Source organism: Agrobacterium sp. B1(2019) (assembly GCF_008274755.1).
GTDB lineage: Bacteria > Pseudomonadota > Alphaproteobacteria > Rhizobiales > Rhizobiaceae > Agrobacterium > Agrobacterium salinitolerans.
This window is the reverse complement of the sequence record NZ_VTPB01000001.1, coordinates 1,500,334-1,514,744: the sequence shown is the minus strand read 5'-3', so window position 1 is coordinate 1,514,744 and position 14,411 is coordinate 1,500,334. Positions and strand designations below refer to the sequence as shown.

Annotated in this window: 17 protein-coding genes and 1 tRNA gene; 11 read left to right on the top strand and 7 right to left on the bottom strand. The window is 57.9% G+C overall.

Translation table 11 applies throughout. The features are described from left to right. Positions 1 to 184: 184 nt before the first annotated feature. The 4 genes from sseA to AGR1_RS07525 form a co-directional block, all read right to left on the bottom strand. On the bottom strand, positions 185 to 1,606 hold the full coding sequence (sseA, locus tag AGR1_RS07540) for a 3-mercaptopyruvate sulfurtransferase (protein ID WP_149146602.1): 1,422 nt from the start codon (positions 1,604 to 1,606) through the stop codon (positions 185 to 187). 16 nt (positions 1,607 to 1,622) lie between these two features. Beyond that, the gene (locus AGR1_RS07535) at positions 1,623 to 2,360 is read right to left on the bottom strand and encodes an alanyl-tRNA editing protein (protein ID WP_149146601.1); all 738 of its coding nucleotides are present in this window, start codon (positions 2,358 to 2,360) and stop codon (positions 1,623 to 1,625) included. Between the two features lie 12 nt (positions 2,361 to 2,372). Continuing rightward, positions 2,373 to 3,410, bottom strand: a complete 1,038-nt coding sequence (locus AGR1_RS07530; protein WP_080790922.1) for a cysteine synthase A — start codon at positions 3,408 to 3,410, stop codon at positions 2,373 to 2,375. 122 nt (positions 3,411 to 3,532) lie between these two features. Continuing rightward, positions 3,533 to 4,972 (bottom strand): deoxyribodipyrimidine photo-lyase, encoded by a 1,440-nt coding sequence (locus AGR1_RS07525; protein ID WP_149146600.1) that lies wholly within the window; start codon positions 4,970 to 4,972, stop codon positions 3,533 to 3,535. A 189-nt stretch (positions 4,973 to 5,161) separates the two neighbouring features. On the opposite strand from AGR1_RS07525, the gene AGR1_RS07520 reads away from it, so the two are divergent. The 3 genes from AGR1_RS07520 to AGR1_RS07510 all read left to right on the top strand — a co-directional run bounded on the left by AGR1_RS07520 (position 5,162) and on the right by AGR1_RS07510 (position 6,681). Beyond that, positions 5,162 to 5,431: a DUF982 domain-containing protein gene (locus AGR1_RS07520; RefSeq protein WP_162927377.1), complete on the top strand. Its 270-nt coding sequence runs from the start codon at positions 5,162 to 5,164 to the stop codon at positions 5,429 to 5,431. Between the two features lie 135 nt (positions 5,432 to 5,566). After that, entirely contained in the window at positions 5,567 to 6,124 is a 558-nt protein-coding gene (locus tag AGR1_RS07515) for a methylated-DNA--[protein]-cysteine S-methyltransferase (RefSeq protein ID WP_149146599.1), read from the top strand. Between the two features lie 113 nt (positions 6,125 to 6,237). After that, the gene (locus tag AGR1_RS07510; protein ID WP_080790918.1) at positions 6,238 to 6,681 is read left to right on the top strand and encodes a TIGR02594 family protein; all 444 of its coding nucleotides are present in this window, start codon (positions 6,238 to 6,240) and stop codon (positions 6,679 to 6,681) included. 64 nt (positions 6,682 to 6,745) lie between these two features. On the opposite strand, the gene AGR1_RS07505 is transcribed toward AGR1_RS07510, so the two are convergent. Then, on the bottom strand, positions 6,746 to 6,985 hold the full coding sequence (locus AGR1_RS07505) for a hypothetical protein (RefSeq protein WP_080793020.1): 240 nt from the start codon (positions 6,983 to 6,985) through the stop codon (positions 6,746 to 6,748). A gap of 167 nt (positions 6,986 to 7,152) precedes the next feature. On the opposite strand from AGR1_RS07505, the gene AGR1_RS07500 reads away from it, so the two are divergent. Further along, complete coding sequence (locus AGR1_RS07500) at positions 7,153 to 7,512, top strand: DUF2934 domain-containing protein (RefSeq protein ID WP_149146598.1); 360 nt, start codon at positions 7,153 to 7,155, stop codon at positions 7,510 to 7,512. Positions 7,513 to 7,597: 85 nt separating this feature from the next. Here AGR1_RS07500 and AGR1_RS07495 read toward each other — a convergent pair. Then, a tRNA-Asn gene (locus AGR1_RS07495) sits at positions 7,598 to 7,672 on the bottom strand. Between the two features lie 176 nt (positions 7,673 to 7,848). Here AGR1_RS07495 and AGR1_RS07490 point away from each other — a divergent pair. Next, a complete protein-coding gene (locus AGR1_RS07490) occupies positions 7,849 to 8,127 on the top strand; it encodes a hypothetical protein (protein WP_080790917.1) in 279 nt (92 codons plus the stop codon). A gap of 3 nt (positions 8,128 to 8,130) precedes the next feature. On the opposite strand, the gene AGR1_RS07485 is transcribed toward AGR1_RS07490, so the two are convergent. Continuing rightward, complete coding sequence (locus tag AGR1_RS07485) at positions 8,131 to 8,775, bottom strand: exopolysaccharide biosynthesis protein (RefSeq protein WP_080790916.1); 645 nt, start codon at positions 8,773 to 8,775, stop codon at positions 8,131 to 8,133. 511 nt (positions 8,776 to 9,286) lie between these two features. Here AGR1_RS07485 and AGR1_RS07480 point away from each other — a divergent pair. From AGR1_RS07480 to AGR1_RS07455, 6 genes are all read left to right on the top strand, one after another. Then, entirely contained in the window at positions 9,287 to 9,874 is a 588-nt protein-coding gene (locus tag AGR1_RS07480; protein WP_080790915.1) for a YqaA family protein, read from the top strand. A gap of 138 nt (positions 9,875 to 10,012) precedes the next feature. After that, complete coding sequence (locus AGR1_RS07475) at positions 10,013 to 10,567, top strand: dual specificity protein phosphatase family protein (protein ID WP_187772074.1); 555 nt, start codon at positions 10,013 to 10,015, stop codon at positions 10,565 to 10,567. 294 nt (positions 10,568 to 10,861) lie between these two features. Beyond that, positions 10,862 to 11,974: an ABC transporter substrate-binding protein gene (locus AGR1_RS07470; RefSeq protein WP_187772073.1), complete on the top strand. Its 1,113-nt coding sequence runs from the start codon at positions 10,862 to 10,864 to the stop codon at positions 11,972 to 11,974. A gap of 112 nt (positions 11,975 to 12,086) precedes the next feature. Next, positions 12,087 to 13,139 (top strand): iron ABC transporter permease, encoded by a 1,053-nt coding sequence (locus AGR1_RS07465; RefSeq protein ID WP_149146596.1) that lies wholly within the window; start codon positions 12,087 to 12,089, stop codon positions 13,137 to 13,139. Continuing rightward, a complete protein-coding gene (locus tag AGR1_RS07460; RefSeq protein WP_149147296.1) occupies positions 13,136 to 13,957 on the top strand; it encodes an ABC transporter ATP-binding protein in 822 nt (273 codons plus the stop codon). The genes AGR1_RS07465 and AGR1_RS07460 overlap by 4 nt, the downstream gene beginning before the upstream one ends. Further along, positions 13,954 to 14,409 carry a pseudoazurin gene (locus tag AGR1_RS07455; RefSeq protein ID WP_080790911.1) on the top strand — a complete coding sequence of 152 codons (456 nt, stop codon included), beginning with the start codon at positions 13,954 to 13,956 and terminating at the stop codon, positions 14,407 to 14,409. Before AGR1_RS07460 ends, AGR1_RS07455 begins: the two co-directional genes overlap by 4 nt. Positions 14,410 to 14,411 lie beyond the last annotated feature (2 nt).

Sequence of the window (14,411 nt, the reverse complement as noted above, 5' to 3'; positions counted from 1 at the left end):
CGCCGTTAAAGGTATCCCCACCAACATTGCGCAGCGGTTCCTGCGCTGACATTTCCCTCACTCCCTCATCCTGTGCTTGTCACAGGAATCTAGCTGACGCGCGTCTGCTCGTCACAGGGTTGAGGGAGCGGGGACCAGACACTCCTTATCAGAGAATGGCATGCGTTGCTCTCACTGGCGCTACTCAATTACGCAGCGATATCTCCAGAAGCTCAGTATCGGCAAGCGGCTCCACCCAGGCCTCATAGGTGCCGACGGGCGAAAAGCCCATCATCTGGTAAAGCTGCAGCGCGCGCGGATGGTCGAGCGTATTGGTCGTCACCGTCACCCGTTGCGGATTGTCCTGCCAGGCGGCGTAAAGCGCCTGCAACAGGAACCATTTGCCAACGCCCGCACCGATCGCCTCTTCGAGCAGCCCGAAATAGGACAGCTCGGTCACCTCGTCGCTCGCCCTGTTCAGTTCGAAGAAACCGGCGGGCGCACCGTTCATATAAAGAACCGTAACGCTGTTTTTCGGATCGCGCAGAACGGCGGAAAGTTCCGCATCGCTCATGCGCATGCGCTTTTGCCAGTGCCAGCGTTTCCCCACCCGCCAGTAAAGATAGCGGTAGAAATGCAGTGGAATATTGTTGACCCGCATCAGCGCCGTCTGGATGTTGACGGGGATCGGCAGGCTGACCTTTGGCGGCGCCGTCATTTCGAGCTGCGTCACATGCGCCTTCAGCGGCCCGTGCGACAATGTGGGGATTGCATCCGCCGGACCGGTAACCACCGGCGTATCCTGCAATCCGCCCCATTCCGACCATGAGCCGTCATAAAGCGAATTATCCTTATGGCCGAGCGATTCCAGCGCCAGCGTAATGACAGCGGCGGTGACACCCGAGCCGCAACTGGTGACGACAGGCTTCGAAAGGTCGATCCCGGCATCAGTGACCATCTTGCGGATGGCGGTGAGGTCCTTGAAGTGGCCGTTTTCGGAAAAGGCCGTCGCAGGCAGGTTGCGTGCGCCGGGCATGTGGCCGGAGCGCATGCCGGCACGCGGCTCGGCCTCGTCGCCGGTAAAGCGTCCGGCGCCGCGAGCGTCGGCAATCTGTTTTTCACCGCTGTCGACAATGCCGCGCATGGCGCCAAGCGACGTCACGCGCTTTTCGTTGAAATCAGGCGTAAAGGTTGCCGGTTCGATTTCGGGCGTGCCGGTTTCAAGCGGCCGGCCCTCACGTTTCCAGCCATCGAGGCCGCCATCCAGCACATAGGCCTTGCCCACGCCCATCACCCGCAGCATCCACCAGACACGCGGCGCGGAAAAGAAGCCGGGGCCGTCATAAACCACGATCGTATCGGTGTCGCTGAGCCCGAGCGAACCGGCCTGTTCCGCAAAGAATTCCGGCGAGGGCAGGGAGTGCGGCAGGCCGGTGGTATGATCGGCGATCTTGTCCTGATCGAAAAAGACCGCACCGGGCAGATGGCCGGCTGCGAATTCTTCCGCACCGTTGCGTTTGTGCGCCGGCAGATACCAGGAGGCGTCAACGACACGAAACCCGGCCGTGCCGAGCTGCTTTTCCACCCAGTCCGCCGAAACGACGAAACGGCTCTTATCCGTGCTCACGATGTTTCTCCCGATCTCAGGCAACAGCTTCAGGCGCGCCGAAACGAATGCGGAACCGCCTGTTCTCCTTGCCCTTCTTTTCTATCTTGGCAATGTGAATATCGCCCACTTCCTGTGTTTCGGAAACATGGGTGCCGCCGCAGGGCTGGCTGTCGATGCTGGAATTTTCGCCGATGCAGACGAGGCTGACCCGGCCAAGACCCATTGGCGGGCGCACATTCTTGGATTTGACGATGCTCGGATTGGCCTGCAACTCCTCGTCGGTGATCCATTGCAGGAAGACCGGATGGTTGGCTTTCACCAGCTCCATCAGCTTTGCCGTCACCTCGTCCTTGTCGATGGTTTCCGACATGTCGAAATCGACACGCGATTCATCCTCGCCGACCGCCGCACCGGTGATCGGCCATTGGCAGATGACGGAGAGCAGGTGGCAGGCGGTGTGCATGCGCATCAGCTTGTAACGACGCGGCCAGTCCACATGCAGCGTCAGTTTTTCGCCGATCCTGGGGGAAGGTTGGCCTTCGAGCGGCACATGGACGATCACGCTCTTGTCGGCACCGTTTCTGGTGATGCCGAGTTTGATGCGCGACCCATCGGCCCGTTCCAGAAAGCCGCTATCGCCCGGCTGGCCACCGGAGGTGGCGTAAAAGCAGGTCTGGTCTAGCTCGATGCCGCCATCCTCATGCACCGCCGTGACGATCGCTTCTGCGGTGGAAAGATAAAAATCGTCACGGAACAGGGCATTCACAGGCATTTCGGCATGTCCTTAAACGGTTTCGTAGGGAACAGGAATCTCGCTCTTGGTCGCCAGCCACTGCGGCACGGGAAGCCCCTTGGAGCGTAGAAAATCCGGATTGAAGAGCTTCGACTGATAACGATTACCGTAGTCGCAGAGTATCGTCACGATTGTATGCCCCGGACCGAGCTCGCGGGCAAGGCGGATTGCACCGGCAATGTTGATGCCCGAAGAACCGCCGAGGCAAAGTCCTTCTTTCGTGACCAGATCAAAGAGAATGGGCAAGGCTTCCGCGTCTGCAATTCGATAGGAAAAGTCCGGGGCGAAACCTTCCAGATTGGCGGTGATGCGGCCTTGGCCGATCCCTTCCGTGATTGAAGAACCCTCGGATTTCAGGACGCCGTGCTTGTAGAATTCGTAGAGGGCGGCACCCTCAGGATCGGCAAGGCCGATCTTGATGTCGGGGTTGAAATCGCGCAGGCCGTCAGCCACGCCCGCAAGCGTCCCGCCGGAACCGACCGCGCAGATGAAGCCGTCCACCTTGCCGTCCGTCTGGTCCCAGATTTCCGGGGCGGTCGTCTCGATATGCGCCTGGCGGTTGGCGATATTATCGAACTGGTTGGCCCAGATCGCGCCGTTCTCATCCGTTGCGGCAAGCTGTTTTGCCAGCCGGCCTGAAACCTTCACGTAATTGTTCGGGTTGGAATAGGGTGCTGCCGGAACCTCGACCAGCTTGGCGCCGAGAAGCTTCAGCGCATCTTTCTTTTCCTGGCTCTGCGTCTCGGGAATGACGATGACCGTCTTGTAACCGAGCATATTGGCGACAAGCGACAGGCCGATGCCGGTATTGCCGGCGGTGCCTTCCACGATGGTGCCACCCGGGCGCAACTGCCCGCGCCGCTCGGCATCACGGATGATATAGAGTGCCGCGCGATCCTTCACCGACTGGCCGGGATTGAGGAATTCCGCCTTGCCGAGGATTTCACACCCCGTCGCTTCAGAGGCAGCCTTCAGACGGATGAGCGGCGTGTTGCCGATAGCACTGAGCGCAGAGGGATGAATGGTCATGATCGAGCCTTCTTGTCTGAGCGGAAATTAGGTGCCGTTATGTCCCGTTACAACCGCTTCAAGGCAAGAAATTATCTTCCCGGCTTTGGCTTAGCCACGCAAAATTTTGCCGATACCCAGTTTTATGTGGTCTTCTTCACTGCGGCATAGGCGGCGAGCGCTCTTTCGCGCGCCTTTGCGTGGTCGACGATCGGCAGCGGATAGGTCTTGCCGAGTTCGATGCCCGCCTTTTTCAGTACATCCTTCGGCGCTTCGAACGGCTTGTGGATGTATTTCCGCTCGAGCTTTTCAAGCTCAGGCACGAAATGGCGTACATAATCCCCATCGCCGTCGAATTTCTCTCCCTGCAATATAGGGTTGAAGATGCGGAAGAACGGCGAGGCATCTGCCCCCGAGCCCGCCACCCATTGCCAGTTGGCGGCGTTGGAGGCCGGGTCGGCATCGACAAGCGTATCGCGAAACCATTTCTCACCCTTCCGCCAATCGATCAGCAGATGTTTGATGAGGAAGGACGCCACGATCATGCGCACCCGGTTGTGCATGGTGCCGTGTTTCCACAATTGCCGCATGCCGGCATCGACGATCGGATATCCCGTCATCCCACGGGTCCACGCCGTGAAGGATTTTTCATCGTCTCGCCAGCGGAAGGCGTCGAAACTGTCATTCCAGTTCTTTTCGTCGAGTTCGGGAAAATGAAACAGCAGGTGATAGCAGAATTCCCGCCAGACGATTTCTTTGCGAAAACGGCTGATGTCGTTGGAGGTGATATGGCGTGAGAGGCCTTTCGTCGCGTGCCAGACGGCAGAAGGCGATATTTCGCCGGACGCCAGATGCGGAGAAAGCAAAGAGGTCGCGTCCTTTGCCGGAAAATCGCGGCCTTCTTCATAACCCTTCAGAGCGCCATCGATGAAATCGTTGAGTTTTTCTTGCGCGCCGTCTTCGCCGGGAGCCCAGATGTCGCTGAAGTGCTTCGCCCAATCGGGTTTGATCGGCAGCAGCGTCCAGTCATCGAGCTTTTCCGATTTCGGCCATGTCGTCGGCGCCTTCAGGTCTTTCGGCGCATCCGCCGGCGCGTGTGGCTCTTCGCCGCCCTCCAGCGCCCGCCAGAAGGGCGTATAGACCCGGTAAGGCCCGCCGGATTTCGTCTGCAGCCGTGATGGCTCGTGCAGGAGATGCCCGGAAAAGCTGCGGACGGTCAGCCCGTCGTCGCGTAGCTTTTGTTTGAGCGCCTTGTCGATGGCCATGCCGGCCGGATCATACCGGCGGTTCCAGAATATCGCGTCAGCGCCGGTTTCGGATATAACCGCGCGCAACGTCTTTTCGGCATCGCCGCTTAAAAGCAGAAGACGGCTGCCGGTTTTTTCCAGTGCGGCGGAAATCGAGGCGAGTGAATGATGAAGCCACCATTCCTGTGCGCCGCCCAGCGGGCCACATGATTCTTCCCTGATATAGACGGGGATAACCGGACCCCCGTGCTCCACGGCGGCAAGCAAGGCGAGATTGTCCGAAAGGCGCAGGTCCTTGCGGAACCAGACGATGGCGGGGGAGGCTGTGGTTGACATGAAGGGTCCCGGTTCACTTCCGCTTGAATGAGTGTTGAAACGCTTTGTTCCGCAAATCAGCTAGAATGGAAAGATGGAGGCGCACGGTTTCTAGGGGGTTATTTTTTCGCCCTTGAAACCGCTGATAAAGGGAACCAACTGGAGGAGCCGGCGTTTGTCGCGGGTTAATAGAGCATGGAAGTGCAATCAATGTTGCTGAATGACGTTAAGTGGGAAAAGCCTGTTACCATCTCCCTTGAAAACGGCGCTCCCCGGATTTTCAACGGCGTTTACGACGCTTTCGATTTTCTCCAGCATGAATGGCCCAGACGTGGCGACAAGGTGCATGAACAGGCGCTGCGCCTGTGCCGCGCCTCGCTGATGGGCGACGTGGCGGGAGAAATTGCCCGCACGGCCTTCGTCGCCGCCAGTCGGCAGGCGCAGTGCCTGGTGGAAGAGCCGGACAAAATCGCATCCTGAACGGATTTTCGCAACTGACGTGTAAAAGGCCACCCGCCAAAAACGGGTGGCCTTGTGTGTTGAGAGGGCGGGAACGGGGTTGTTTCGAATGTGGGATATGGCATCGTGCATACGAAAAGCGAATGAGTGACGGCAATGAGCAACCACTACGGCTATATTGTTTTTCCCACAGCCCTCGGCCATTGCGGCCTCGCATGGGCGGGGCATGGTATCGCGCGTCTGCAATTGCCCAGCCCTGATGCCGGCGAGACAGAAAAGCTTCTCCAGAAGCGCCTGCCATCCGCCTCTCTCGCTGTTCCGGAAACACGCACGCGTGAGGTGGTTGCAATGATCACCCGTTATTTCGGCGGTGAGGAAATCGATTTTACCACTGTCGAACTCGACCTCGCCGGGCAGGAGCGTTTTTTCCTCGATGTTTACGCCGTCGCGCGGCAGATCGGCTGGGGCAACACGACGACTTATGGCGGCATCGTAAAGACGCTTGGTCTTGGGATGGAAAAGGCCCGCGATGTCGGTCAGGCCATGGCGAAAAATCCGGTGCCGCTGATCATTCCCTGTCACCGGGTGCTCGCCGCCGGCGGCAGGCTTGGCGGCTTCTCGGCGCCGGGTGGAACCACCACCAAATTGCGTATGCTGGATCTCGAAAATGCCGGCCGCAGCCGCGCCGATGAGGCGCAGGGCAGCCTGTTTTGAAGCAATGACAGATGAGCGCGCATGAATAGGCGTCTGATTTCTGCCCATTTCTCGTCAAATTGTCGCTAAATTGTCACAATACACGGGCGCCCTCTCACATAAGGGCGAAACGTTTGAAAGTATCCGCGTTAATTCTATCGGTTGCCTTGTCTTTTACAGTCGTTGCATCGGCCTCGGCCGGCATGCTGAACCAGGCAGAAAAATACACCGGGCTGCATGAGTCCAAAAATAACAAGAGCCTTAGGAACATTCTTGGCGCAAATCCACGCAGCACCCCCTGGTGCGGACTTTTCCTGCACGCTGTCGCCAGCAAGGTCGGGCGGAAATCTCCAAAATCCTATGGATTTGCGAAGTCCTGGAGATCCTTCGGCTATGCCGTGCCTGTCAGTCAGGCCAAGCCCGGCGATGTCGTTGTCATTCGCAACGGCCGTGGTTACCACGCCGGCATTTTGAAGAGCATGAGTGGCAAGACCGCCCAAATCCTCGGCGGTAACCAGTCCGGCCGGGTGCAGGTGTCGAACTTCAATCGCAAGGCCATCGTTTCGGTCCGCCGATAAATCTCCTTGCATTTTTTTTGATAAAGGCGGGCTTTGACCCGCCTTTTCCGTTTTCAGGTCAGGTCTAAGGCTGCTCTCTTGTGCCCGGTGCCGCGTCGCGCTGATCGTCGTCTTCCAGGTCAGTCGCTACGATAAAGGCATCCTCATGCTGCTGCGCCGCCTGCCTGCGCGCGCGAAGGCTGATCGATTCATCCGGATAGATTTCACTGTCTTTAGACTTCAGCTCGCTGTCGGTTTCAAAATCCGCCACGTCTTTTTGTCGAATATCGAGAGGTTTGGGACTTTTATGACTGGCGCCGGTCATCGGAATTCTCCTGTTGTTATTGTGGAGCAAACGATCAGCCGCCGGGGCGGTTCCTTCGATGATCACGAAATCCGCATCTACGGCGTTCGAAGGCGGAACAAATTCTGGCGTTTTCGGGTTTTCCATGGGCAAAATAAAGCCGGTGCCACGAAAAGAGGGAGGCCGTTATGGACCATGATCGCGAAGCCGAAATCCGGGAAAGAGCCCGCGCAATATGGGAGAAAGAGGGAAGACCGGAGGGTCATCACGAACGGCACTGGATGGAAGCGGAGCAGGAAGTCTCCAACAATGCCGGCAAGGCGAAATCTGCCAGCAAAAGCGGCGCAAAAAAATCCCCCGCCGCCAAAACGCCGGCAAAAAAAACGAAGTCACCGGCTGTAAAGTCGCTTCAGAAAGAGCAGACGGCATCTCAGATGGACAAGGACGATGATTTGACCGAAAGCCTTGAAGAAAGTTTCCCCGCGAGCGATCCGCCAGCGCTTACCACGACAACCCGGGCAACCAAACGCGCACCGAAAAAGGCCTGAAGCCTTCAGGCATAAAAGCGCGGTACGTCAATCCGGCTGGGCGGAAAGCCATTTTACGCTCTACATTACATGTTTTGAGAGAAGATGGCTCCCCGGGCCGGATTCGAACCGGCGACCTGTCGATTAACAGTCGAATGCTCTACCGCTGAGCTACCAGGGAACGTCCACCGCTTGGCGCGGTGTGAGCGGGGTAATACAAATGCTTTTCCGATTTGCCAAGCGGTTTTTTCAAAAAAAACGCATTCCTCTTGTTTTATCTCTTCAGAGTCCCGATTTTCCGGGCTTATCGCCGATGAAAAAAATATCCACAGGCCAGATGTTAAAGGGCAGGATGGAATGAAATTCGGAATCGACCACAGAACGCAGCGTCTCCATGTCGGAAAATGGAGCCTTGCCATGCCGCGTTCGCGCGTCGGCAGGATTGCGACGGGCTCGGCGCTGGTGGTGGGCGGAACGCTGGGTTTCCTGCCCGTTCTCGGATTCTGGATGATACCGCTTGGGCTCATTGTGCTTTCGCACGATCTCCCTGCGGTTCGCCGCCGGCGGCGACGGCTGGCGGTGTGGTGGGCGTCGCGACAGAACCGCCGCGGCACCCAAAATAACGGTCGGCACTAGGTCTTATGCGCCGATGGAGCTGCTGATGCCTTGGCCGGCCCACAACGCCGCATAGGCCAGCGCCGCGAAGTAAAACGATGTCAGGCCCAGGAAAAGATAGCCGCCAAGCACGGTGACGCCATCCCGCTGAATCATCCCGGCCGAAAAAAGCAGGATCGCAACGCCTGGAAGGGTGTTGGAGAAGGGAATGAAGCCAAGCGGCATCATCAGCAATACGCCCGCCGTCATCAGCGCAAGTCCGTTGATCCGGTTGGCGATGATGCCCGTCGTCAGCGCGGGAATGCGCGGTCGGATGAAAGCATCGAGCTTGGAGACAATGGCGATACCTTTTTGAAGTGCCGGGACGAGCTTTGCCGTCTCCATCTTCCGGTCAAGGATTTTCGCCGGCAGCCATGGCAGACGGTTGAGGGTGATTGCCAGGCTGACAAGGATGATCGCCGCGCCAAAGACGGTGCTGACGCCGGGAATGGAAACCGGAATGAGAAAGGGCAGGGAAGCGATTGCGCAGATAAGCAACAGGCCCTGTTCGCCGATCGCTTCCATCAACTCGCGCAACGTGATCGTCTGGCCCTGCAATTTTCCTATCAGCTTTTCCAGCGTTGTGCTGAGCTTTTCAGACGTATCAGTGAATGCGAATTCGTTCGTCATGCGGCTTCCCGGAAGTTGTTTAACTCCGGGATTTATAACATCCATCCGGCCCGATGCCTATCGCCGATAGAAAAGGAGCCTCATCACATCTAGTCGCGCGGTTCGCCTTGATCAGTGCGAAACCCAGTTGCTGTAGGCGCCTGCAAGAAGAACCACCAGAAGAATGACAAGTATGACCGGATTAATCGATGTAACGAAGTTTACATAGTCCATGATAACTTCCTCCTCTTTCCTCCACCTCTTATTCTACAGCAAAAAGGCGAGTTAATCTACCGCAGGCTGAAATTTTGCATTGCAGCAACCGAGCTTCGGAATAGGCGGGAAATGCTCGTCTTTATGATTTTTTGCGATGCAAAAATAAATTTTCCAACATTTGCCAATCTCTTGCGTTGTCTCTAATCCTCCTTTGGGGGCCGGTCTCTCCGGCCCGTCTGCAACCGCATGAATCACCGTCGATATGCCTTGGCTCCCCCTGCCTTCACTCCGCAACACTCTTCCCCGGAGACACCACATGCTGAAAAACATCTATGCCTGGACGATGGCGCTCGCCGCGCGCAAAACCGCCGTGTGGTGGCTGGCAATCGTGGCTTTCGTGGAAAGCTCCGTCTTCGTCGTGCCTGCGGATGTGCTTTTCCTGCCCATGGTGCTGGCAAAGCCGAAAAAGGCGATGTTTTATGCGCTGGTGGCAACTGTCGCCTCGGTTCTCGGAGGTATCGCCGGCTGGTTCCTCGGTCACTATGCCTTTGAAAGCATCGCCCGGCCCATTCTCGAATTTTACGGCAAGCTCGACAGCTTTGAAAATCTGAAGAACTCGGTCGACTACGAGACCATCGTTCTCCTGCTGGTAACATCAGGGCTCGCGCATCTGCCGCCGATCAAGGTCGTGACGATTCTTTCCGGCGCGGCCAATATCAGCCTTGGCCTGTTCATTCTTTCGGCGGTCGTCACGCGCGGCGCACGCTTTTTCATTCTTGCCGGATTGCTGCAGAAATACGGGGAATCGGTGCGCCATTTCATCGAAAAACGCCTGGGCGCCATCACCGCGGCGGCCGCCGCCGCACTCATCGCGGTCTATGCGGTTTACGTTTTCGTGCGTTGACCAAGCGCAAATTTTCTACTCTTACAATACTGTCGCATAACTTTCAGCTTACTGTCAGAATCCGCCTGTATCGGTTCTCTCGTCGAATAAGGGAACCGTTGTATTATGCGAAGATTCTGGAAGTGCTCCTTTTGGGGCATGGGTATTGCTGTGCTTGCCGCAGGCGGTTATCTCTACGCCATTCAGCTCCTGGGCAATTTTCACGAGGTTGTCGCGGGACAGCTTTATCGCTCCAACCAGCCGAGCAATGAGCAGCTCGTCCGCTATACCAGGGACCACGGTATTAGGACGGTCATCAATCTGCGCGGCGCGAACGAATCCAAGGCATGGTATCGCGATGAGGTCGAAACCGCCCGCGAGCTTGGACTGAATCACATCGATTTCGGCATGTCGGCAAGCCAGGAGCTTGACATGAACAGGGTCAACAAGCTGGTCGCGATCATGCGCGATGCGCCGAAACCCATTCTCATTCATTGCAAGGCCGGTGCGGACAGGACAGGCCTCGCCACCGCGCTCTATCTCAGTCGCGTGGCAAAGCTTGACGAGGAACAGGCGGAAAGCCAGCTTTCCTTCCGCTTCGGCCATATCGGCATTCCCTATCTGTCGCAAACCTACGCCATGGACCGGACCTGGGAAAACGTGGAGAAGATGACCGTCGCCGACGATTTCGCCATCGCCTCTAACGAGTTCTGAAGTCGGCTCGGGCGCATTCCCACAGGGCAGCGCTTCGACGATTGGAACGGGATCTTGCGTCACGTCTCGATGACGAAGGTTATCGGGACGGGCCCAACCTACAGATAGCGGCCGGCTTAGGGGGCGGCGGCGGCGCATCTATTGCCTCCACCCGGCCGGATTTCCCGACGTGCATTTTTACCGGAAATGACAATTTTCATTTTTATATTAGCAACTTATGTGATTTTGCGATTTAAGTTGACTCATAGTCTCACCTTTTATACAGCGGCATTGTTTCAACTTCTGGATCGCATCATGACCCGCAAAACATTTATCGGCGGCCTCGCCGCATCGTTCTTATCCGTTTTCTTTATCGCACCTTCCGCCATCGCCGCAGAGAAGACCATCACCGACGTCATCGGACGCGAGGTAAAGGTTGATGTTCCTGCAAAACGCGTCGTTCTCGGTTTCTACTTCGAGGACTATATGGCGGTCGGTGGCGAAAAGGCCTATGATTCCGTCGTCGGCATTTCCCGCGAAGCGTGGGAAGGCTGGGTTCCCGCCAACTGGAAAATGCATCTCGCTCATCGCGCCTCGCTTGCAAACATTGCCGATGTCGGCGAAGTCGAAGCCCAGACCTTCTCGGTCGAAAAAGTGCTGAGCCTCAATCCCGATCTGGTGATCCTGGCGGATTGGCAATACAAGGCGCTCGGTCTCGATGCCGACCGTCTGGAAGAAGAGGGCATTCCCGTCGTTGTCGTCGACTATAACGCCCAGACGGTCGAGCGCCACGTCGCCTCCACCCGGCTTTTCGGCGAACTCACCGGCCAGCAACAGCGCGGCAAGGAAATTGCCGAATTCTACGCCGGTTCGCTCAAGGATGTCGCCGATCGTGTGGTGAAATCCGGTCAGCCGAAACCGAAGGTCTATGTCGAATTCGGCAATAAGGGACCGACCGAATATTCCTTCACCTATGGCAAGAACATGTGGGGCGCCATGTCCACCGCCGCCGGTGGCGAGAATATCGCAGCACCTTTCGTCGAGTGGTGGGGACCGATCAATCCCGAGCAGGTTCTGGCTTCGAAGCCTGACGCCATCTTCATTTCCGGCCGTGAAAACAACAAGAACCCGGCGGCGCTGCCGATGGGGCAGGCGGTGAAGGCTGCGGATGCCCGCGAAAAGCTCGAGGCATTCGAGAGCCGTCAGGGCTGGAGTGAATTGCCGGCCATCAAGAACGGTCAGTTGTTTGGTGTCTATCAGGGCGCTTCGCGCACGCTCTCCGATTTCGCCATGGTGCAATATATCGCCAAGCGGCTTTATCCCGAGCAGTTCAAGGATGTCGATCCGATTGCCAACTATCTTGGCTATTACAGGAAGTACCTGCCGGTCACGCCTGAAGGCACCTTTGCCATCGCCGTCAAGGATTGATGGTTCTGTCGCCGGGGGCGGAAAAGCACATTTGCTTGCCGCTGAAGGTTAAATTCTGCGGACGCCACTGCACGGCGTCCGCTTTTTAGCGTCTTTTTCAAACAGGTTTTCCATGACAATTGCCGCCCGCAATGCCGAAGCCATCGGTGCGCACCGGCTGCGTGAACGTCGTCGCTGGCGCGTCGTCTCGGCCTTTTTTGTGCTGATGGCGGTAAGTCTCGTTCTCGATATCGCCACCGGTCCCTCGCTGCTGTCGCCCGCCGAAGTGGTGAAGTCGCTGACTGGCCTTGGCGAACGGGCGGCGATGACCGATTCCATCGTGCGCGGCCTTCGCCTGCCCATGGCGCTGATGGCGCTCGCCGTAGGAGCGGCGCTCGGCGCCGGCGGCGCGCAGATGCAGACCCTGCTCAACAATCCCATGGCAAGCCCCTATACGCTCGGCATGGCGGCTGCGGCGGGTTTTGGCGCCGCGCTGGTACTTGCGCTCGGCGGTCTCGGGCTGAATGCGATGATTGCCGTTCCGCTCGGCGCTTTCGTCTTTTCCATGCTCGCCGCGCTTTTCCTCTTCATATTGGCCTCCATGCGGCAGATGACGGCCGAAACCATCATTCTCGGCGGCATTGCACTTCTTTTCCTGTTTCAGTCGCTGCTGTCGCTCATTCAGTTCCTGTCCTCGCCGGAACTGTCGCAGCAGATTCTGTTCTGGCTGTTCGGCAGCCTGACCAAGGCGACCTGGCCGACGCTCGGCCTGACGGCCGCCGTCACCGCCCTCTGCTGCGCCCTGCTGATGGCGGATTGCTGGAAACTGACGGCGCTGAGGATGGGGGAAATGCGGGCAGCCAGCCTCGGCATCAATGTGCGCCGGCTGCGCATGAAGGTTCTCATCATCGTCGCCATCATGACCGCGACGGCAACGAGTTTTGTCGGTGTCATCGGTTTTATCGGGCTGGTCGCGCCGCATATCGCCCGTATGACGGTGGGCGAGGATCAGCGTTTCTTTTTGCCCGTGTCGGTACTGAGCGGCGCGCTGATGCTGTCGTCCGCTTCGATTCTCTCCAAATCAATCATTCCCGGCGCTCTATTCCCGGTCGGCATCGTCACCGCCATTGTCGGTGTGCCGTTTCTCCTATGGCTGATTTTCGCTCCGAAGAGGCGCAGCCGATGATGGTTCTGGATAATATTTCCGTCGAACGGGGCGGGCAGGTTATTGTGAGAGACCTCTCGGCACGTCTGGAAGCCGGGCAAATCCACGCTGTCATCGGCCCGAACGGCACAGGCAAGACGACTCTTCTCAGAGCAATCTTCGGTGACCTGCCGCTTGCCGCCGGTGCGATCGGCCTCGGCGATCGTCGCCTTCAGACCGGCGAAAGGCCAGGGCGGCACAGACGGGACTGGCGGGATCGTTTCGCCTATATGCCGCAGGATACAGCCGCCGATATAGCGCTCAGCGTGCTGGAGGTGGTGGCGCTCGGCCGCTTCGGCCGGCTTTCGCTCCGTATTGACGACGAAACGCTCGATCTGGCCATGACACGCCTGCATCAGGCCGGAATAGCCCATTTGGCGGGCAGGGAGATCGCCTCGCTCAGCGGCGGGCAACGGCAGATGGCGCTTTTCGCGCAGGTCCTGATGCGTGAGCCGAGGGCGATGCTGCTCGATGAGCCGGTCAGCGCGCTGGACCTCAAGCACCAGGTGGCGCTTCTCGATCTGGTGCGGCAGGAAACCCGCGCCAATGGCCGGGTGACGCTTGTCGTGCTGCATGATCTCAACCTCGCCTGCCAATATGCCGACAACCTGCTGGTGATTTCGGATGGCGCGCTGAAGGCGACCGGCGCACCGGGCGATATCGTCACGCCGAAGCTCATTTCCGAGACCTATGGCGTTGCCGTGGAGGTGTTGCGCGACCGGCGCGGCAATCCCGTCATCCAGCCGGCGGGCGACCCACCGCTCGAACATTTCAAAACCCTTGAAGGAATAATTGCATGAAACGATTTTTGATGACGCTTGCCACGGCTTTGGCCGTAATCCTGCCCGTCACGCCATCCCTTTCCGCCGAACACAAGGTCCTGATGCTCAATTACGGCAAGGATGGCGGCATGGTGTTCGAGCCTTCCTATGTGAAGGCGGAGCCGGGCGACACCATTACCTTCGTGCCGCAAAATTCCAGTCACTATGTGCAGTCCTATGCGGTTCCGGACGGTGTTAGTCCCTGGAAAAGCAAGCTCGATGAGGCCTTCACCGTCATCGTCGAGAAGGAGGGCGTCTATCTCTATTATTGCCCGCCGCATCTGATGATGGCGATGATCGGCATCATTCAGGTCGGCAAGCCCGTCAATCTCGAAGCCGTCAGACAAAAGGCCGAGAAGCTGCGGCCCAAGCTCGTCATGAAGAGCGAAAGGCTGGAGGCGGCGCTGGGGCAGGTGATGCCCGCACAATAACG